Below are 21,081 nucleotides of genomic sequence, written 5' to 3'. Positions count from 1 at the left end.
CGCGGTAGTTAAAATTTCAAGACGGCCTTTTGGGAATCGAGCAGGAGTTGAAATTCACGCTCTATGTCCCGAAGCGATTTGGCGTCTGGATTTTTCTGTAGTTGGTTGTTAAGTTTTCGTCTGGATTCGGAGATTTTGCTTTCCAGTTGCCTGAAGGCCTGGAAGCTTTTCCAAATCCATGTTTTTCCGATCAGTAGTTTTGGAAGTACATCGAAAAGAATCGTCTGAGCCTTCCATTGGAACAGCTCATCTTTTTCTAAATGGACCGCATGAAAAAGCATCCTGTTTCGGAAATACACGGTCTTTACCCAGCTTTTTTGAATCTGTGATTTCATCGTAGCTGAGCCCATGTGAAAGCAGGTAGACTGTTCATGGAAATAGCATTTCCATCCCATCCTCCAAGCCCGGACTCCCAAGTCCAGATCTTCGGCATAAAATGGACTATAGAGCTCATCAAAACCGCCAAGCTCCAGAAGTTTTTGGCGATCAATCAGCGCGTTTGCCCCGGAGAGAAATAGAGTAGGCGCGGAATTGGAATTGGTATCAGGAAGGTAAAATCGATCTGTTTTCAACACCTTTCCCCTTCTTCTTGCGATTTTTGCCCCGATCTCCAGTTTGGAGCCGTCCCCGTTGAGGATTTTCCCCATGACCCCGAAGGTCTTGGGGTCGTTGAAGTATTCTAGTTGACCTTTAAAATAATCTGGGCTGAGCCGGATATCAGAGTTCACCAAAAAGATCAGCTGATTTTTTGCTTCATAGATGCCTCGGTTGCAGGAGTATGAAAACCCTCCGTTTGCGCCGTTTTCGAGAACTTTGATTTGGGGATAGTTGGATGCGATGAATTCCATGGAACCGTCATCCGATCCGTCATCTACGATGATGAATTCGTAGCTAAGCCCCGAGTCATCAAGGGCTTGAAAAGTGCACGGCAAAAAAGCTTCCAAAAGGGCTCTTCCGTTGTAGTTCGGAAGAACCACGCTCAGGCTTAGGTTCAAAATAATAGTGGTTTAGTCTTATAGAAACGTCTCAAGCCCGGCGATATGCTACAATAGAGGAAGTTTATTGCTTGAAAAAATATTTAACTACTTAAAAATCAAGTGATAGTATGGTTTTTTGAATATTGGTACATCAAGATGAAGCAGGCGACCTCACGATTTTCGGTAAACCATCACCGGCTCAGGGCCAAGAGTTCAAAGCCAGGTAGCCTTTTTTGAAAAACTGGAGTAGTAGAAAAAGAGGGCGGAGGAGAGGCATTCTTTACGCTTGGGGAATCACGCTTGTTGTCTCAGAGATAATTCTCGGTTAGCTTTTTCTTATCCTCTTTAAGAAAATATTATTTTATTTTATCTCTCGTACTTATAAAAAAATAATGAATAAATTGGATTTGTGATTATAATATTCAGTTTTTGCCTTATCTTTTACTAATAAATTTCTTTGATGAATACTATTTAATCCAAATTTTCTAGCTTGGCCTTTTTAAAAGCTTTTGTGAATAAAAGGATTAGAGCGGACTTTCTTGATGATGATATACGACCTTGATTGGGAGAGTTGTTAGTCTTATTACACCGATCTCCACATGCAAACCCAAAATACGACGTCTCTATCCTCCTTTCTCTATGATGAGGACCTGCTTTGGAGCCAGTTGAAGGCTGGCGACAAGGATGCTTTGGAGAAAATCTATCTTAGTTATTCCCAAGAACTTTTTAGGTATGGTATGGCCATCAAGCCCAATCGCAGTTTCATCAAGGACTGCATACAGGAGCTGTTTGTCGACCTTTGGAAGTACCGTTGCGGCCTGAAACAAACCGACAACATCAAACATTATCTTTTTAGGTCGCTTTCCAACCGGATCTTGAAGGAAGTGTCTCATGACAAGCGTTTTTTTATGGACTATGAGCTTTGTGAAATAGAGACTGTAAACCTGGAGGAATCGGAGGAGGAAAAGCTAATCGGGCGCCAAGTCAACGAATCCCTTCAGAAAAAACTTTCGTGTGCCCTTGATGGGCTTCCAGTCCGACAGCGGCAGGTTATTCAATTGTTGTTTTTTGAAAAACTCACCTACGAAGCGGTTTCGGGAATTTTAGGTATTACTGTCGACTCATGCTACACCCTAGCTTGGAAGGCAATTAGCAGGATGAAGAAGAGCATACTGATCATCTCTTACTTTTTTTTATTGTACTAGCAGCTTTCATGCCACAGGACGAGAAAGCTTCCTGTCACCATCGGACTTCTAGGATTCTACGGGAATAAGTTTTGGATTTTGAACCGTCGATAGAATGATGTCGTTTTGATGATTTCAAAATCGAAATAATCTCTTTTGTTTTTTGCTGATTCTGCAGTTTGGCTTCCTTGTCGCTGAAGATTCTGTAAAAGTGAAAAAATAAATCAAAATCTGAGGATAGAAAAGACGATCCGCCGCCTTTCATCTGTAAAGATAATGGCGTGGATATTTCCGGATTTTCAGTAGAAGATTTTGTATTGAATCGTGAGTTTAGAATATGGGTGTTGTTTCCAGGGAAAAGTACGAATATCCATTGGGACAAATTGCTGAAGGAAAACCCAGGCCAGATTTCCAAAGCCAAGGTGGCCAGGGAGATCGTCCTTAACCTAAGCTACAGGAAGGAAAGTCTAACTGAGAACGAATCGACGCGCCTGTGGGAATTGATAGATGCTGAGCTCGATGATCTGGCGTCGGAGTCGGAAGGATGTGAGATCGTACCCATTAGTCCTGTATCTATCCTGAATCGTCACGAAATCCCGGAGAGGAGATTTTTCAGGTACTCTCAGTGGATTGGAGTTGCCGCGATTTTGGTTTTGGCTTTCACGATAAGTTTGGGAGTCAATTTGGTTTATTATCAGGAAATGCCGGTTGCCCCAGTTCAGCTGCTCGTCTATGAGGAGCATCTTACTCCTCCGGGAGTCAAGTCGACCATGACGCTGCAAGATGGCTCTAAGGTGATGTTGAATTCGGGCAGTTCACTTAGGTATATCAAGAATTTCGAGACGGATAGAAGAGTTGTCCACCTCAGCGGTGAGGCATATTTTGAAGTGGCGAAGGATAGTTTAAGGCCTTTTACGGTAATCGCCGAAGGCGTGAAGACCACGGCACTAGGGACCGCATTCAACGTCTCTGCATATGAAAAGGAGAATATCAATGTTTCCTTGGTGGAAGGCAGAGTAGAGGTGGAGAGTGAGAAGGACCATACTTTGTCGGCAAAATTGTCGGTAGGGGAAGAGCTTTCGGTGAACTTGGAGACGGGTAAATCCCAGAAGGGGAATTTTGATCCAGATATGGTTTTAGCTTGGACCAACAAGAAGATAATTTTTCAAAAAGCGAAAATGGATGAGGCAATCCGAGTACTTGAAAACTGGTATGGAGTCAAATTCAAACTAAAAAACAGGCCAGCTCCTGGCCTATTGGTATACGGAGAATATGAGGATGAAATCTTGGAAAATATACTGGAAGGGTTGAGCTATTCAGCAAGGTTTGAGTATAAAATACAACAAGATGAAGTAGAAATATCCTTTAGATAAGTCAATGATAAACCCCAAAACATATATGCCTATGATGAAATAAATCAACAAAAAACGAAGAACCGGAGATGCGCCAACATCCCCGGTTCAGGTATTGTCGGATGGGTTAACTGCAAATAACCCGATCCGAGAAGTTTAAATCAACCATTGTGCAATAGCTAAAATAAACCATGCAAAGATATGAAAAACCGTTTATTGTTATTTGTAATTAGAATGACGAAGCTTTTTACCTATGCGTTTTTGATCCAGTTTCTCACGATGACCATGCTCTATTCGAGGGATGGTGTGTCGCAAATCAAAACTATAGAAGAAGTAAATGTTAAATTAAACTCTAAAGAGACCTCCTTGTTGAATGTCTTTTCAGAGATCGAGAAAGCGACAAATTTTAAGTTTGTGTATACCAACAAGGAGATCCAAAATTTGGGTAAAGTAACCTTGAGTGGAGGAGAGCAGACTTTGTATGATGTATTGGTTTCTATCTCCAAGCAAACTCAATTGGAGTTTAAACAAGTCAATCAAAACATCAACGTCAAGAAATCCGACAATATCAATCCCAATGCAGACCGGGTCAGCGTGTCCGAAGCAATGGACAAAACCGTGACGGGTAAAGTGCTGGACGAAAACAACCAACCCCTTCCTGGAGCGACGGTTTTGGTCGAGGGTACCACCTTGGGAACAGTGACCGATATTGAGGGCAATTACACCCTGACGGTACCTGATGATGCTACTCTGTCCTTTTCCTACATCGGATACACTCCCAAGAGCGTAGTCGTGGGACAGCAGTCAGTGATCAACGTGACGTTGGACGTCGACTCCACCTCTCTCGAGGAGATCCTTGTTATTGGATATGGTACGGTGAAAAAGTCTGATTTGACAGGTTCAGTTGGCCAAGTCGGTGCAGAATCCCTTGCCGAGAGACCATCCCCATCACTAAATCAGGCATTGTCCGGAAGAGTATCCGGCGTTCAGGTCAATACCAACTCAGGACGACCTGGAGGAAGAACTACCGTGAGAATCAGGGGTTTTAGCTCGATCAACTCTTCCAACAACCCGCTCTATGTAGTGGACGGGGTCATGCTCCCCATGGGTAACCAGGAACAGGCCAGCAACGCCATCGACTACATCAATCCAAACGATATCGTTTCCGTCGAAGTACTGAAAGACGCCTCATCGACTGCGATTTATGGTTCCCGGGGTGCAAACGGGGTGATCTTGGTAACGACCAAAAAAGGCAAATCCGGCGAAGGCACAGTGACCTACAATGTAGATGTGAGCGTGCCCGTAATCGGCCCCAACAGACCTGAAGTACTGAATGCAAAAGAATACCTGGCAGTGGAAGACCTCGCTTGGGCAAATATGGAGAAATATGATCCAGTAGGATGGGAGGCCGGAAAATGGGCTTATCTCAACCCTGCTTTGAGAAGAACGGATCCGAGAATCTTCGATGCAAACCAGCAGCCGCTATACGACACCGACTGGCTGAAGGAGACCACCCAAAATAGTCTTTCCCAAAATCATCAGCTGGGATTCCAAGGAGGAAATGAGCGTACCACCTACTCCCTCTCCATGGGTTTCAGAGACGATCAGGGTCTGATCAAGACTTCTTACATGAAGCGCTATTCTGGCCGATTTACCATTGATGATCAGGTCAAAAAATGGCTGAAAGTCGGTGGTACCTTGAACTACAACAACCAGTCCGAAAACCTGGTGGATACCGGTGACGCAGTAGCTAGACAGATCGTGGAGGACTTCCCATTCCTTCCGGTGAAATATGAGGATGGAACTTTCGCAAACAACAGGGATTATCCTTATGCGGAAGGTACCATGAGCTCCATGCACAGACTGTATGGCACTAAGTACATTTTGAATACACAGACCACTGTGGGTAGCGTCTATACCAACATCAAATTTGCGGAAGGGTTGGAAATGCGGAGTGTCTTGGGTGTAAACGTCATGACCCAGGAGAGGAATCAATCCCAAACCCGAACCCTGGCCATTTCCCAAAATGGTACTGCCGCCAAGGGTATGAGAAAAGAGACCTTTTGGTCTTTTGAAAACTACCTAACCTACAACAAGGTCTTTGCCGAACGCCACGGCTTGACTGCCATGCTGGGAATCTCTTGGCAGGAAACAGACTTCGTGTCTATGGCAGCCAGCGTCCAAAACTTCTCCACAGACTACTTTACCTTCAACAATCTCGGAGCGGGTAGCCAGCTTCCTGCAGTGGGCTCCAGTGCCTCCAGCTTCGCTATGAGCTCCTATTTCGCCCGGGTGAATTACATATTGGATGAAAAATACCTCTTCACGTTTACCGGCAGAGCGGATGGATCTTCCAAATTCGGAGAAAACAACAAGTACGCCTTTTTCCCCTCTGCGGCAGTGGCTTGGAAAGTCTCAGAGGAAAATTTCATGAGCTCCAGCTCGACGATTTCCAATTTGAAACTGAGATCCAGCTACGGATTGACAGGCAACTCAGAAATTCCTCCTTATTCCTCGCTTTCCCTGCTTAGTTCTAATTATGCCGCCATCTACAATGAAACCAGAGTTGGCGGAACCGGCCTTAACAGGCTTTCGAACCCAGATCTGAGATGGGAGAAAACGGCGCAATTTGACTTTGGAATCGAACTAGGGTTGTTCCAAAACAGAATTGCGATGGAGTTGGATCTATATTACAGAAAGACCACGGATATGCTGTTGGATGCTCCGGTACCCAGAACAAGTGGATACTCTGTGATCCGAAGCAATGTGGGATCCATGGAGAACAAAGGGATCGAGTTTAACCTGAACACGGTGAACGTGGAGAAGGAACACTTCCTATGGAATACCACCTTCATGGTTTCTGCTAACAGAAATAAGGTGCTGTCCCTTGCAACTCCTGCGGATATCTTTGGAGTCGGTGGTCCCAACTTCACCAACCAAACCAACATCATCCGGGTGGGCGAGCCGGTAGGGTCTTTCTGGGGTTTAGTGAGAGAAGGCACTTGGAGCGAAGCCGAAAGAGCTGAAGCCGCGGAGTTTGTGAGCTATAGAAATGGCTTGACCATGCTTCCTGGGGATATCAAGTATCTTGATGTCAACGGGGACAAAGCGATCAACGATTCGGACAGGATGATCATCGGTAATGGATCCCCCGATTTCTGGGGCTCATTCATCAACAACTTCCGGTTCAAAAACTGGGATATGACCGTTGATCTGGCTTATTCTGTAGGAAATGACATCTTGGATATGACGCTCCACCCAAGCGAAGATCGCCAGGCCCTGGCAAACAGCTACAAATCTGTACTAACTGCCTGGACGCCGGAAAATCAAAATTCTCCTATTGCGGAGATCCGGGATACAAGGGCGGGCTATGTTACCAACGTGGATTCCCATTGGGTGAAGGATGGTTCTTTCCTGAGAGGACGAAACCTCCTGTTGGGTTACACCTTCCCGACTGAAATTGTAAATAGGATCAAGCTTTCAAGATTAAGGGCTTATACTACCGTTCAGAATTTCTTCCTGGTAGTAGGTGATGATGTGGTAGGGGACCCAGAGCAGACGCCTATTCGTGGCGGTGACGGAAACAACGTGTTTTCTCAAGGTATGATCTGGCATGGGTACCCCAAGCCGACTACTTTCTTGCTTGGTCTTCAAGTTACCCTGTAATCCTGTTTTACTTAAAGAGATTTAAAAATGAAATATACCAGATATTATAAAGCATTTACTATGCTCTTTGCGGGAGTGACTATGGCTGGGATGCTAGGCTGTTCCGATTTTCTTGAGGAGCAGGATCCCTCAAACTTGACTCCCGATAGCTATTATACTATCCCTGATCATGCTGAATCGGCCCTAGCGGCTGTTTATGCGGACACTCGCTTCATCGGCGGTGACGGCGGGATATTTTCCTCCACTTGGCAGTTGCTAGAGGCGCCTACGGGTACCTCGACCACTGAGACCGCACAAAACTCAGATCTAAACAACCTGTACGGACTCGTGTATGACGGAAGAACCCAACATGTCATCAACTATTGGAATGGACTCTATCGCGTGATCGCAAATGCCAACTTGGTTTTGGATAAGGTGCCAAGTATCACTCCTATGGATGAAGCCCAAAAGAAAAAGGTATTGGGCGAGGCGAGATTTTTGAGGGCATGGGCCTATTTCTATTTGGTGAGGCTTTGGGGAGATGTTCCTTTGATCACGATGCCACAAACCGCGGCATCGGAGGATTTCCGACCAGCACCTGCGTCCAAAGAGACGGTGTATGACCTCATCGTGGAAGATCTCAAAACTGCCGAGGCAGCTGGCCTTCCCTGGACAGACGTCAGTGGGCGTGCGAGCCTAGCGGCGACCAAATCTCTGCTTTCCCAGGTTTATCTCACAATGGCTGGATTTCCGCTGAGCAAAGGGGCATCCCACTACCAGCTGGCAGCTGAGAAATCTGAGGAGGTAATCAATTACTCTCTTGCTAATCCTTTGGCTATTAATCTGTTTCCGGATTACTTGACGATGCACAATGAAGATTTTGACAACAGAATCGAGCATATCTTCATGCTTCAGTACAATGTCGTAGTTGCCGGAAATCCGATGAATAACATGTTTCCGAACTTCAAGCCGGTAACATTTGCGGGTCCATCCGGTACAGGAAGTACCGTGCCTACCGTCGAGTTTTATGAGTCCTATGAAGACGGGGATCTGAGAGCTAAAAACCAAGAAGGCTTCTTCTATACCAGCTATTATACCAACGGCAGCGGTGCGCCTTTTGACCTCGGAGCTCCTTATATTTTCAAGCACTTCAATCAAACAGCGCTTGGCAAAGAGGGCGTCCCAGGTTCGAGGAACAACAACTTAAACGTTCCGCTGATCCGTTTTGCGGAAGTCTTGCTGATCTATGCCGAAGCACAAAATGAGATCGGAGGACCCAATGCCTTGGCCTACGAAAGCATGAAGAGAATCCGCGACAGGGCCAAATTGTCTACGCCTGCCATGGGTACCTACACCAAGGATACCTTTCGAGAGGCTGTTTGGAGAGAGAGATGGCATGAGCTCTGCTACGAACAGATCACCTGGTTTGATATGCTGCGTTTGCGCAAAGTCTACAACGAGCTGACCAACGGTTTTGACGATTTTGTTGGCCACGTCAATCAGAGTTCCAACGAGACACTTCAGTCCAAGCACCTCCTGATGCCTTATCCGCTGCCAGAGATGCAAAACAATCCCAACCTACAGCCGCAGAATCCCGGCTACTAAATTGGAGATGCCTTTTGGCATAGTTTGAACCTAAACCTAACCCCCGGTTGATTCGATCAATCGGGGAGTTAGGCTTTGTTTTCAATAAACCCACTAACCCTATTCATTTGGAAAACACAATTCAGGGCAGTACCAGAAGGAAATTTCTGGCAACTGCCGCATCCCTGATCGCTGCTCCTCTTTTCTTGGATATGCCCGTTTTGGCTTCCAGACCCTACGCCAAGCTCAGACATGTATCCATCGGCGTCGGGGGAATGGGCCGTCACGATTTGCAACGCTTCATCGCTCACCCTGATGTCGAGATTGTCGCCATATGCGATGTCGATGAAGAGCGGCTGCAAAAGGCTGGGGAACTGGTTCCTAATGCGAGACAATACAAGGATTGGAGAAAGCTGTTGAAAGAGGAAGCCAAAAACTTTGACTCGATCAACGTAAGTGTTCCCGATCACAACCACTTTGCTGTCGCGTTTTCGGCAATCAAAATGGGAAAACATGTCTATTGCCAAAAGCCCATGTGCCATGATGTCGCCGAAATCCGAAAACTAACTGAGGCTGCGGTAGAGGCAGGCATTGTGAGCCAGCTGGGCACCCAGCATGCCTCTGGAAAAGGAGACCGTACTGCTGTGCAGTGGATAAAGGAAGGCCATATCGGAAAAATCAAGAAAGTATATCTCTGTTCCAATAGACCAGGAGCGACCGAGGCTTATCGATTCCTCGGCCCGCGTCCAGATGGAGAGGGAACTCCCCCGCCCACCTTGGACTGGGACCTATGGACTGGCACTGCTCCGCTTCGCCCGTATCATCCTACCATCTATCACCCCTCTAAGTGGAGGGCTTGGCAAGACTTTGGGACAGGTTGGTCCGGCGATATAGGCTGCCATATTTTCGATGCGGTGTGGAAAGGGATGGGGCTCAGTGCACCGGTTTCGGTGCATGCGAGAGTCCAAGAATCTTGGGAAAATTCTCCCGAAAGGAGAGCCGATACCTGGCCGCAAAGCAACCATATCACTTGGGTGTTTCCCGGAAATGAGAAGACGGAAGAAAGCGAGTTTACCGTCGAATGGTTTGACGGTGAATTCTATCCACCGGAGGAAGTTCGGTCTTTGTTTTCGCTGAGTGATTACCCAGCTGAGTCGGCTATGCTAGTCGGCACAGAAGGAGCCTTGCTGATAGCGCATACCAAGATGCCGGTTTTGCTTCCCCAAAGTAAGTTTCAGGGCATAGATTATCCCGAAATAGAGGAAAGGGATCATTACCACCATTTCGTGGACGCATGCTTAGGCAAGACCAAGACAGAAAGCCACTTCGCACAGTCGGGGCCTATGACCGAAGCCATTATTTTGGGTACAGTTGCGATCAGAGAGCCACAAAAGACACTGAAATGGGATCCAGAAAAGATGAAAATCCCCAACCATCCCGAAGCTGAAAAACTTTTGAGCAGAAAATACAGGGGTGGTTGGAAAGTTTAAGAAAATTGAGTTAGCCTGTTTCAGAATTAAGCGAGTATTCTTTTGGGACTCTTCCCAGAGAAACCAACAAAACCTTATAATCTTAAGTAACATGAGTTTTCAGATAAAACCTAGCAAGGATTCTTATGATGTGATCATCGTCGGCTCCGGAGCGGGAGGGGGAATGGCAACCAAGATCCTCTCCGAGGCAGGGCTTTCGGTAGCCGTGGTGGAAGCCGGGGGAGATTGGGATCCTGCCAAAGAGGAAGATAGAACCCAATTGAGATTTCCCTGGGAGTCCCCACGTCGGGGTGCGAGCACCCAGATAAGACCATTCGGTGATTTCGATGCGGCTATCGGTGGCTGGGAAATGCCAGACGAACCTTACACCCGTAAGGACGGAACCCAGTTTGACTGGTTTCGCTCGAGGATGCTGGGAGGCCGTACCAATCACTGGGGGAGAATTTCACTCCGTTTTGGTCCTGATGATTTCAAGCGCAAGGACATCGATGGATTGGGAGACAACTGGCCCATCGGCTACGACGATGTCAAGCCATACTACGACAAAGTGGATAAATTGATCGGGGTGTTTGGCTCCAAAGAAGGAATGAGAAACGAGCCTGACGGCAATTTTCTTCCACCTCCAAAGCCTAGACTCCACGAGATGTTTTTGATGAAGGGAGCCAAGAAGGTCAACATTCCCATCATTCCAGCCCGTCTTTCCATTCTCACCAAGCCCATCAACAAGGATCGCGGCGTATGCTTCTTTTGCAGACAGTGTAATAGAGGCTGCCAAGCCTATGCGGATTTTTCTGCGAGCACTGTCTTGGTAAAGCCTGCGATGAAATCGGGTCAGGTGGACCTCTTCACCCACTGCATGGTCAGAAAGGTGACCTCCGACGAAACCGGGAAAGCCACTGGGGTCTCCTATGTGGACAAGCGGGACATGCAGGAATACAAACTCAAATCTAGGGTGGTCGTCTTGGGTGCTTCGGCTTGTGAGTCTGCCCGGATCATGATGAATTCCAAGTCCAAAATCCACCCGGATGGAATTGGAAATTCCAGCGGGATGCTGGGCCGTTATCTGCACGACTCCACCGGAGCTTCTAGATCTGGTATTATCCCAGATCTGATGAATCGGAAGCGCTATAATGAGGACGGGGTTGGTGGTATGCACGTTTATACTCCTTGGTGGCTGGACAACAAAAAGCTGGACTTCGCCAGAGGGTATCACATCGAGTTTGGTGGGGGATTAGGCATGCCTTCCTATGGCTTTGGCTCCAACATGGACGTGATGAGACAACACATAGTCGACGAGTTTGGTAGCCCAAGCCAAAACGGGGGCTACGGTGAGGGACTGAAAAAGGACATCCGAACACTCTACGGTGCGACGGTAGGCATGTCAGGACGTGGCGAAAGTGTGCCGCAGTACGACAACTATTGCGAAATCGACCCGACAGTGGTGGACAAATATGGCATCCCGGTATTACGGTTCCACTACAAATGGACCGACAATGAGATCAAGCAAGCCAAACACATGCAGGATACCTTTGAGGAGCTGCTTTTGGCGTCCGGCGCAAAACTCCTTGGCAACAAGCCGGGTCCGGAAACCCAGTATGGGTTGGCCGCACCGGGACGGATCATCCACGAAGTGGGCACGACCCGCATGGGAAGTAATGCCGCCACCTCGGTGCTGAACTCCAACTGCCAGGCCCACGACTGCAAAAACCTCTTTGTAGTAGATGCAGGGCCTTTCGTCTCCCAAGCTGACAAGAACCCCACTTGGACCATTTTGGCGCTTTCGTGGAGAACGTCGGACTTTATCATCAACGAAATGAAAAGCAAAAACCTCTAAGCATCATGAACAGAAGAGAAAACCTAAAGCTTTTATTTGCGGGATCCCTAGGGACAGGCTTACTCATGACAGCATGCAGTCCGGAGGAAAAGGCGGCTGAACTTTCCCCAAAGATCGTCGGCACGCCCGGTGGAAGAATCCCCGAAGAGATCGAAAGGGACAATTCCCTACTTTCTGACAAGTTTTTCACGGAGGAGGAGTTAGCCTTGGTGACCGTGTTGGTGGATATTGTGATTCCAAAAGACGCGGTATCCGGCAGCGCCTCGGAGGCCAAAGTCCCCGAGTACATTGAGTTTATGATGAAGGATCAGCCAGGAAATCAGACTGCCTTCAGAGGTGGACTGATGTGGGTCAACCTTCAGGCAAACGAACGCTTTTCCAAGCCTTTTGTGGAGTTGTCGGAGAGTCAGCGCATGGAAATCATCGACGAAATCGCATGGCCTGACAAGGCGGCGAAGGGGTCGGAGCCTGGAGTCAAGTTTTTCAATCTCCTTAGAAACATGACTGTATCAGGGTTCTACACGACCGAGATGGGTTTCAAGGACATTGGCTATGTAGGCAACACGCCCAATGTTTGGGATGGCGTGTCCCAGGAGGTCATGGACCAATACGGACTTGCACTTGATGAGAAATACTTGAACGTTTATCTGACTCCCGAAGGAAGGGGCAGTATTGCGACTTGGGATGATCAGGGAAATCTTATTTCCTGATTCAAAAAAAACTCTGAGGAGAACACTTGACCGGAAGTGATTGAGGCCTTGTTGAAATTTGGTTCAGCAGGGCCTTTTTCTATTTCGATCCAAAGGTTACCCTTTTCCGCTCGTTTCGGTATTTTTTTGTCGAAAACCCGAACTATTTGACTTTTATTCAGGTATCTATATCGCAGCATCACTTCATATTGTCTGCCTTACCTATGACCGATACCCCTCACTCCGCGCATTTGGATTTTCAGCTACTTTTTGATCAATGGGAAAAACGGGCTGATGTGTCCAAGGCAGACACCTGCCTCTATCGAGATCTCATCAACAGGATCAAGGGATTTCCGGATTTGAACCAAAGTCCGGTAGATCCGGAAGCTTTGAAAAAGGAGGGAAATTTCCTTGGCTTCGGTCTCATTCTCGGCTCTCTGTTTCCGATGTCGGGCCAGGAGGAAAAAAGGATTTTGGCACTTTCGGCGCCTTTTGACATGCAGCCGATCTACTCTACGCCTGCCTTCAAAGAGCTTTTTCTAAACGAAGACTGTTCGATTAAAATACCGGAAAACCTGGATGTCAACCGGATCAATTTTGGCAAAATGCTGAATATGTATAGCCGGATAGTGGATCAGGTCTATGGTATCAAGATGAACCAAGGACATCCCTTGGTATTCCAGTACCGTGCACCAAATGGAATCAACAGGCACTTTCAGATTCGGATGAACTTCCAGTATGTGAAGGTGATCGCCAAGGGGCCCTTACCGAATATCCATGACAAAAACCAAATCTGCACCAGCACCAGCCCCGACCACTATGATTTGGAGAATTGGAAAAAGATCCTGCCTTTGAGCCTGTTTGAGTTTCGGGGATTCTTACTACTGGAGGCTGACGAAATCACCGTGTCCCAAAGCGTGGCGACGCTAAACGAAGCTGTACTCAATCAGGAGGAAATATCCCCGAGGGAGTTTGCGGACGTGGTCGAAGACTCGGTAAAGTCACTGATTGGAATCTCCGATATCAAGGTCGGTTTGGCCTCTCTACAACAGGTGAAGGGAAAGTTGGTTTTCTCCAAAAATCGCCTTGCCAATAGCTACATTCTCAAGATGCTTTGTGAGGACAGGAGCGATGTGCCCTACACCGGCGTTATTAATTTCCTCTCCGCAATCCAAAAGCCGGTGCTGCTGAATGAACTTTCAGCCGAAAATCCTGAAAGCAAATTCATGTCTAAGGTCGTAGAATTGGGGGTGAAGGAGGTAATCCTATATCCCTTGAAGTACAAGGGCAATCTGGTTGGCTTGCTGGAGATATGCTCGCTGCGGCAAAACGCCTTTGAGCCCATCATGCTCCATCATCTGGACATGCTGGCGCCATCCCTTTCCATTGCCTTTAACAAGCAGGCGGAGCTGCTGGATTCTAAGATCAAATCCATCATTCGCAAAAAATTTACGGCGATCCATCCGGTGGTGGAGTGGAAGTTTGACGAGATAGCACTGGACTATGTGCTGGACGAAGAGCAGGGCAAAACTCCGGAGATTCCGCCAATCAATTTTCAGGAGGTCTTTCCGCTGTACGCGGCGGTGGATGTGAAAAATTCCTCCCAGGAGCGAAACAACGCGATCCAGCGTGACCTTTTGATCCAGCTCGGCTTGGCCAAAAATGTACTCGAAAAAGCTAGGACTCTGCACTATTTGCCGCTTTTAGACCGGATGCTGGAGAAGATAGGGGAGTTTGAGCGTAGGATTCAGCTTATTCTTGCCAGTGAGGAAGAGGTAAGAATCACCGAGTTTTTCATGCTCGAGTTTGAGCCCACATTTAAACACCTGAGCGAAACTTACCCCGATTTGCAGCCCTCCGTGCAGGAGTATTTTCAGGCCGTGGACCCGCAGATTGGTGTCGTGTATATCCACAGAAAAGCCTTTGAGGAAAGTCTGAAAGAGATCAATCTCCTAGTCGGACAGTATCTGGATCGGGAGGAGACCAAGATCCAGCGGATGTTTCCGCACTATTTCGAAAAATTCAAGACCGATGGCATAGAATATAACATCTATATCGGTCAATCTTTGGTGAAAGACCGGGTTTTTGACCCTATCTATCTCAAAAACCTAAGACTGTGGCAGCTGCAAACTTTGATAGATATTGTGAATTTGGTGCAGGAGAAGTCCCCTTCTTTGGATGTAAGCCTACAAACCACACAGTTGATCTTGGCACACAGCAATCCGCTGACTATTAGCTTCCGTATCGACGAGCGAAAGTTTGACGTCGAGGGAGCTTATAACATCCGCTACGAAATCATCAAAAAGCGCATCGACAAGGCATTGATCAAAGGCACAAATGAGCGCTTGGTACAGCCCGGAAAGATCGCCATCGTCTATTCCCAACCCAAGGATGCCAAAGAATACTTGGACTTTATCCAGTTTTTCCAAAACAGGCAGCTTCTGAAGGAAAGTGTTGAAGAGCTCGAGCTGGACGACATGCAGGGAGTGCATGGACTAAAGGCGATCAGGGTAGCGGTGGTGCCCAAAAGAAACCTAAACCAAGATGGAGCCTCAGAACTGGTATCCGAAAGTGAAGAAAGGTAAGATTTCCTCTTTGGTAAATCCAACGGAAAGAGTCGCTACAATTTGTCTGATTGGCGCGAGCCAAACCCCTCCGCCGAGTGAATTATGCCAGGTGTTGGAGTCTTCCCCTTTCAGCCATACCCGTCCCATGTCATAAAATCCAATAACTCCCACCGTAGCGGGGATTACGGGATTTTGTAGGTTGAAGAGTTGGAGACGGAATTCGAGATTGTTGTAAAAGACCGCGTCTCCGTTGTATCGATATCTGCGAAATCCCCTGAGATTTTCCATCCCGCCCAAGATCTGGCCTTGGAAATATTCATAGCTCCCAAAATTCTTGCCAGCACCAGTTCTAAATGCCCAGACCATTTTCGAAGGGTACTTGAAAGCCCAGTAAAGTCTCAGTTCGGCTTCGGCTGAGGTATAGACTTGTGCATATTTATTCACGCCCTCGAAGTGCTGGATTTGCTGTCGGAAATAAAAGCCCCGAGTCGGCATTTTCAGGTTGTCTCGCTTGTCAAACTCCAAAATGGCGGTGGCGCCAGCATAAAACTTGGCTTGGTCGAGCTGCTCTTGGTTTACGTCGCTGTCCGGAGAGGTGATGAAGTTGTCTTGATTGTCGTCTGCATCAAATCTGTAGACCTGGTAGCTAGGGCCGATGGCGAAGCGGCCCACGTCACCCAGCTGTTTTTGCAGGCCGGTGCTCAGCTCATACCAGCTGAACCGTGAGCGATAGTAGTTGATGCTGTGCTCTTCCCGGTCAAAGACGCTTTCGTTTCCAGCCCCAAAATAGTTGAAGACGTAGTCAGGTGCTTTGACATCTGCCAGCCATACGAGATCCCAATTTCCTACGACATCTACCGCCCTGCCTTTGTATTCCAGATTGAAGGCTCCTGTTCTTACTGCATAGTTTCCAGTCAATGTATGCATGGAAGCATACGGTTTCTTTTTGAATCCATGATTTTCCCAAAGAACTCCAGCCCCGAGAAATATCCCGTCGTCCTTGTTGTATTCCACGGAAGCCAGAGGCATGACTTTGTCGTACTTGAACGCCATACGGTCATAGCTGAGGTAGTCCGGGCTGGGAGCTTGTATGACCCGCAGGTTTTCCCCGGAGTAGGGAGCGGACTTCTTTTTGGACACGTACACCCGGTGTTTTTTTCCGCTGAGGTTGGCGGAGTCTACGAGTTCTTTTTTGCCTTCCCCAGGAATCACCCGGATTAGAATTTCGTTTTTGCCCTCGCCTTCCCAGATAAACCGGTCGTCGCCCTTTAGGCCATAAAGCCGGATTTCGTCTGTTTCACTTGGGTTGAAAGTCCGATTGTAGATCCTTTGTTCGAGCTTTCCGTCTTTGTTGATCTTGCGGACTTCCACGTCTATTTTTCCGTCAGGCAGATGCCGGATTTGAAACTCCTCATTCTTGTTGGAGCCGACCACATCCACCCCCTCTGCCAAGAAATCATAATATTCAAGGGCTTTATCCCTCAACCAGTTTTTTCTGGCCAAAAGCTTCGCCTCGATCACCGGGCCATCTTTTTCCGCAATTGCCTGCGGCCAGTCTTCAAAAGCTCCTCTGATGGTTTCCTCGTTCAGTAGGGGAAGCAACTCGTCAATCTCTTGCTCCCAGTCCTCCCGGTCCAAGTCAGTCATGAAGCTACGGTCAAAATACCGCCCGTTGAACATAAAGCCGTTGACGTTTTTCAGCTCGTATCCGAATCCCTGGAATTTTGGGTTGGCCCACTTGCGGCTTGCTATTTTTGGGAAAAAGCCTTCGTTTACAAAGAATGCCTGATCCCGATCTCTCGGCATTGGACTGAATTCAAGGCCGTTTTTTCCCTTGACTCCCACCCATCTCCATTGGTCGTCGTGCCTGTCCCAGTCTGCAATCCACAGGTCAAAAAGCCTCGCCCTCAAGACATCCTTTTGCTTGACTTCATGATCGTTGTCCTTCTGGAGCTCTTTCAGCATCTTGTCGGTACTATAGAACTCCACCTTTTCGGAGATGTCTGGGGGGGCGACCTCTCTTTCTTCAAAAAGATAGAGTGCATTCCCAAAATCCTCTCTGAAAACTCCCAAAAGCGGGTCGTCGGGTAGATGGACTATACGTGGATTGGTATGTGGAATTCCCGCGTCTTCTGCCAATCGTGCCACGGCCAGCGCCGAATAAGGGTGGGAGGCGGAGATCTGGTCTTGGACTATATCTTTGGCGATCGTCTGCCGGATAGGTGCAGGAATTGCATTTTCCGGGTATTTGTTGATGGACCTGAGTACAAATTCATTTTCGTTAGGATTCTCCGTCCGGAGAGATTTGGTCTGCATCCCACCACCTCGCTGGGTGATGTTTAGTCCGCCTTTTTCCTTGGTGAGGTCAAGTGTGGGAAAAGTAGCCGGAATAGCCCAGGTGTCGCGGTAATTAGTGCCGAAGAATGCCCGGTGGAGTTTCCCTTTTTGGTATTGGAGAGAAATCGGCTCGGTGACGCTAGCTGGTATGTTTCTCTCAAATAGCCGCAGTTCTTCCTTCGCGAGAGCAAAAGGTCTGATGAGCTCCGATTGAAAGAGCGGTTTATCTTTGTTGGGGGCAAGGAAGCCCAGTTCAACCCGGTGGTTTTCGTAGAAATCCAAGTAAGCGTAGCCTGGATTATTGTAGGTGAACTCGGCTGGGTTATTCTTTTTGATGAAGGTGTCTTTTGCTCCGGAGCCCGATACGATGTAGTGCTTGCTCCCTTCTTGGGTGTAGAAAAGTCCATGCTCATGTCCAGCCACTTGGATCACGTGTGGATGGATGGCAAAGATCCGCTCCAAGGCGCCAATGAATGCTTGGTATTTGGGATGAGGGACATCTTGTATATCGCCGAAGAGGGTTCTGTACAAGGGGTAGATCGAACCGAGAATAGGAAGGGGGAGATAGAGGTTTTTTTTCGCTGCGGTAAGCGGAAATAGGTGGTCTTTCCAGCTATAGGCACCATTGTGGGGGCCATAGGTCCGCATCGGGTGGTGCATCGCAAAAAGAACAATTTTGTCTTGGTTTTCTTCCAGCAAGTAAGAGATCGCCGCGACTATTTCTTCCTCGGTTTTGTACTCACAGTCAGAGTCCGTTCCCGGCTTGTCGTTGGAGTGAAACCACCATTGACTGTCCAGGGTAATCAAAAGCATATGGTCATCCAGCTCAATTGCCTGGGGGCCGGGGCAGGCGCTTTCTGGCACCCAGTGGACTTTGTCTTTGGGGAAGTTTTCCGACACAAATTCCTCTGCTCTGAGAATAGCGTTCCATCCATCGGATTTCCCCTTTTCCCAGTCATGATTGCCGGGTACCATCCAGATTTCGCCTGGAAGTTTCTCCCAAAGGCCTAGCTGGGCCTGAAGGATTTTTTCGGCTTCGACCCTGTTGGAAGCATCTTTGGGAGGCAGTCCCAGCGGGTAGACGTTATCGCCGAGGTAGATCAGGTGAGTTTTGACCTTGGGCGCTTGGCCAAGCCTGGATCTAAGGTCTTCCACGACCGGGTGATGTCCGTTTTCCATCTCTCCGGCGTCACCGATGAGATAGATTCGCATCTTCAGCAGGGAGTCCTGGGCATGCGCCGAAAAATAGGTGAGCAAAAAGATGGCCAGTAAAAGAATGGGCCTCATGGCTGGTAGTTGAATATGAGAAGATTTGCTCGGCCGTCCCTAGCCTCATTGGAGATGTAAAGCGTCCCGTCAGGCGAGAAGGTGATCCCCTCCGGCTGCTTGAAGAGCGAAGGGTGGAGCAGATGGATTGTTTTTGGTTTCAGTGCTTTGTCCAAGGTCATGAGCCACTTTCCGGTTGAAGAAATCAAATAGTACTCTTGGGTTAGGGGATGCACTGCCGCTGCAGAGGGTTGAATTTTCAGTTTATCCAGTGCACTATTAGCTAGCAAGCCTTTGAGCTGGCTCTTTTCTATTTTACCGGCAGGCAGTGAATCAAATTTCATCGTTCCCAGGTCAAACTTGAAAAATGAGGATCTGCTTGGATCCTCGTCCCATTCACAGACTTTACAAAAAACCCAAATAAATGGTTCGTCAATATCCGCGACTATCGCCTCCAAATCGCGGCTTTCCGCGATTGGAAAGTCAAAAATCACGGTATGACTATCTTTTTCCCTAAAATCGACAACTCGGTAAAGATTGCCGTTGCTTCTCAATACCCAGGCTGTGTCGTTTCTGACGAGGATGTCTTCTATATCCCGATTTTTTTCAAACTTCTTTTTCTTAAGAATCTTACCTGTCTCAGGATCTGTCCTGTAGATGATTGAGGATTCGTCTTCGATTGCCAGGAGTTCATTTTCATGCCAAGCAATTCCGGAGATTTCCTCTAGATCTTCCGACAGTAGTACCCGCGTCACTCGTTCGGTGGAATATCCTTCTGGCAGCGTAAACTCCGGTCTTGTGCTCCCGGAGCTATTGTCGCAGGATTCAAAAAGTGCCAGCAGAAAAATGAGGAGTGAATATCGCATCGTTTTTAAATCAGAACTAATTATCTTCCTAGCTGCATGTAAAAGTTAAACCAAGCGAAGTGAATATCCTATCAGAAAAATTCGAGGGCTGGATTCGTCAGATGTTTGCGAAGAAACAAAGGCCGGAGATGTGCTATCATAACCTAGACCATACTACCTATATGGTCAAGAAAGTTAGGGAAATCGGAGAGTTCTACAAATTTAATGAGGAAGAGCAGGAAGACCTGTTTTATGCAGCTTGGCTTCATGACGTGGGATACTGGGATGGGGATGCCGCGGGACATGAGGCCCGTGGCGCAGAGATTGCTCAGGCAACGCTTACTGAATTTGGGCTGTCTCAGCCCCGTATCGATCGCATCAAAAAGGCAATCCTTGCCACACGGATGCCTCAGACTCCGACAGATCTTTTTGAATCCATTATTTGCGATGCAGACCTTTATCATTTGGGGTCGGATTCCCTTTATGAGCAGACATTGCTGCTGAAATGCGAGAAGGAAAAGAATGGATCGGGCCCCGTCGAACTGAAAGACTGGCTGATCGAGTCTAGGGAATTTACCAAAAATCATCGCTACCACACCGACTATGCCCAGCGCTACCTCGAACCTGCAAAGAAGGTCAACCTGAAATATCTCGACCTGAAAATCGCGCAACTTGAATCCGAACAGTCCCACGGCAAAGACAACAAGAAGGATAAAAAGGAGAAAAAAGACAAGTCTAAACCGGAACGTGGCGTGGAAACACTTTTTCGGGTAACCTCAGCCAACCACATGGAACTTTCGGCCATGGCAGATACCAAGGCCAATATCATGATTTCGGTCAATTCTATCATCATCTCGATCGTGGTCACGATCCTGATCCGCAAGCTCGAGGAGTTTCCAAACTATACCATTCCTGCGATTTTGCTGATCAGCACTTGCTTGGTTGCCATGGTTTTCGCAATCCTTGCTACCCGTCCCAAGGTGACCAAAGGAGTGGTGACTAAAGAAGACATCCAGAACAAGGAGGGAAACCTCCTCTATTTCGGGAATTTTTATCAGATGTCACTTCAGGACTACGCCAGTGGGATGAACAGGATGCTGGGCGATGCGGACTACCTCTATGGTACCATGACCCGCGACATTTACTATTTGGGCAAGGTCTTGGGAAAGAAGTACATGATGCTGCGAAAGAGCTACAACGTGTTCATGTTTGGATTTATCATCTCTGTCTTGGCCTTTCTGATTGCCAGTTTGTTTTTCGAACCCCAGCAGTATTGAGTGGTTGGAAAATCAGAACGCCGATCTCCATGGT

Annotated in this window: 12 protein-coding genes; 9 read left to right on the top strand and 3 right to left on the bottom strand. The window is 47.7% G+C overall.

Features of this window, described 5'->3' with window-relative positions:
- Nucleotides 1-8: 8 nt before the first annotated feature.
- The gene (locus J0A67_RS11380; RefSeq protein ID WP_206569451.1) at nt 9-995 is read right to left on the bottom strand and encodes a glycosyltransferase family 2 protein; all 987 of its coding nucleotides are present in this window, start codon (nt 993-995) and stop codon (nt 9-11) included.
- Between the two features lie 581 nt (nt 996-1,576).
- On the opposite strand from J0A67_RS11380, the gene J0A67_RS11375 reads away from it, so the two are divergent.
- The 8 genes from J0A67_RS11375 (at nt 1,577) to J0A67_RS11340 (ending at nt 15,340) form a co-directional block, all read left to right on the top strand.
- Nucleotides 1,577-2,182, top strand: coding sequence for an RNA polymerase sigma factor (locus J0A67_RS11375; RefSeq protein WP_206569450.1), 606 nt, complete (start codon nt 1,577-1,579; stop codon nt 2,180-2,182).
- Between the two features lie 260 nt (nt 2,183-2,442).
- Complete coding sequence (locus tag J0A67_RS23220) at nt 2,443-3,534, top strand: FecR family protein (RefSeq protein ID WP_206569449.1); 1,092 nt, start codon at nt 2,443-2,445, stop codon at nt 3,532-3,534.
- Between the two features lie 180 nt (nt 3,535-3,714).
- A complete protein-coding gene (locus J0A67_RS11365; RefSeq protein WP_241265147.1) occupies nt 3,715-7,179 on the top strand; it encodes a SusC/RagA family TonB-linked outer membrane protein in 3,465 nt (1,154 codons plus the stop codon).
- 60 nt (nt 7,180-7,239) lie between these two features.
- On the top strand, nt 7,240-8,763 hold the full coding sequence (locus tag J0A67_RS11360) for a RagB/SusD family nutrient uptake outer membrane protein (RefSeq protein ID WP_241265174.1): 1,524 nt from the start codon (nt 7,240-7,242) through the stop codon (nt 8,761-8,763).
- Nucleotides 8,764-8,870: 107 nt separating this feature from the next.
- Nucleotides 8,871-10,232: a Gfo/Idh/MocA family protein gene (locus tag J0A67_RS11355; protein WP_241265146.1), complete on the top strand. Its 1,362-nt coding sequence runs from the start codon at nt 8,871-8,873 to the stop codon at nt 10,230-10,232.
- A gap of 91 nt (nt 10,233-10,323) precedes the next feature.
- Nucleotides 10,324-12,066, top strand: coding sequence for a GMC family oxidoreductase (locus J0A67_RS11350; RefSeq protein WP_206569447.1), 1,743 nt, complete (start codon nt 10,324-10,326; stop codon nt 12,064-12,066).
- A 5-nt stretch (nt 12,067-12,071) separates the two neighbouring features.
- Nucleotides 12,072-12,776, top strand: coding sequence for a gluconate 2-dehydrogenase subunit 3 family protein (locus tag J0A67_RS11345; protein ID WP_206569446.1), 705 nt, complete (start codon nt 12,072-12,074; stop codon nt 12,774-12,776).
- Nucleotides 12,777-12,979: 203 nt separating this feature from the next.
- Nucleotides 12,980-15,340: a GAF domain-containing protein gene (locus J0A67_RS11340; RefSeq protein WP_206569445.1), complete on the top strand. Its 2,361-nt coding sequence runs from the start codon at nt 12,980-12,982 to the stop codon at nt 15,338-15,340.
- On the opposite strand, the gene J0A67_RS11335 is transcribed toward J0A67_RS11340, so the two are convergent.
- Together J0A67_RS11335 and J0A67_RS11330 are read right to left on the bottom strand one after the other, a co-directional pair.
- Nucleotides 15,308-18,946: a BamA/TamA family outer membrane protein gene (locus J0A67_RS11335; protein ID WP_206569444.1), complete on the bottom strand. Its 3,639-nt coding sequence runs from the start codon at nt 18,944-18,946 to the stop codon at nt 15,308-15,310. The genes J0A67_RS11340 and J0A67_RS11335 overlap by 33 nt on opposite strands.
- A complete protein-coding gene (locus tag J0A67_RS11330; RefSeq protein WP_206569443.1) occupies nt 18,943-19,791 on the bottom strand; it encodes a hypothetical protein in 849 nt (282 codons plus the stop codon). The genes J0A67_RS11335 and J0A67_RS11330 overlap by 4 nt, the downstream gene beginning before the upstream one ends.
- A 59-nt stretch (nt 19,792-19,850) precedes the next feature.
- Here J0A67_RS11330 and J0A67_RS11325 point away from each other — a divergent pair, with 59 nt between their 5' ends.
- A complete protein-coding gene (locus J0A67_RS11325; RefSeq protein WP_206569442.1) occupies nt 19,851-21,047 on the top strand; it encodes a Pycsar system effector family protein in 1,197 nt (398 codons plus the stop codon).
- Nucleotides 21,048-21,081: the final 34 nt, after the last annotated feature.

It is taken from the genome of Algoriphagus aestuariicola (assembly GCF_017254835.1).
Taxonomy (GTDB): Bacteria; Bacteroidota; Bacteroidia; order Cytophagales; family Cyclobacteriaceae; genus Algoriphagus; species Algoriphagus aestuariicola.
The sequence above is the reverse complement of the archived record's forward strand: the minus strand, read 5'-3'. Positions and strand labels throughout refer to the sequence as shown.

Coding starts and splice junctions, on each gene's coding strand:
- J0A67_RS11350 (WP_206569447.1), top strand. CDS start 10,324: ATGAGTTTTCAGATAAAACCTAGCAAGGATTCTTATGATGTGATCATC.
- J0A67_RS11365 (WP_241265147.1), top strand. CDS start 3,715: ATGAAAAACCGTTTATTGTTATTTGTAATTAGAATGACGAAGCTTTTT.
- J0A67_RS11345 (WP_206569446.1), top strand. CDS start 12,072: ATGAACAGAAGAGAAAACCTAAAGCTTTTATTTGCGGGATCCCTAGGG.
- J0A67_RS11330 (WP_206569443.1), bottom strand. CDS start 19,791: ATGCGATATTCACTCCTCATTTTTCTGCTGGCACTTTTTGAATCCTGC.
- J0A67_RS11335 (WP_206569444.1), bottom strand. CDS start 18,946: ATGAGGCCCATTCTTTTACTGGCCATCTTTTTGCTCACCTATTTTTCG.
- J0A67_RS11340 (WP_206569445.1), top strand. CDS start 12,980: ATGACCGATACCCCTCACTCCGCGCATTTGGATTTTCAGCTACTTTTT.
- J0A67_RS11375 (WP_206569450.1), top strand. CDS start 1,577: ATGCAAACCCAAAATACGACGTCTCTATCCTCCTTTCTCTATGATGAG.
- J0A67_RS11360 (WP_241265174.1), top strand. CDS start 7,240: ATGCTCTTTGCGGGAGTGACTATGGCTGGGATGCTAGGCTGTTCCGAT.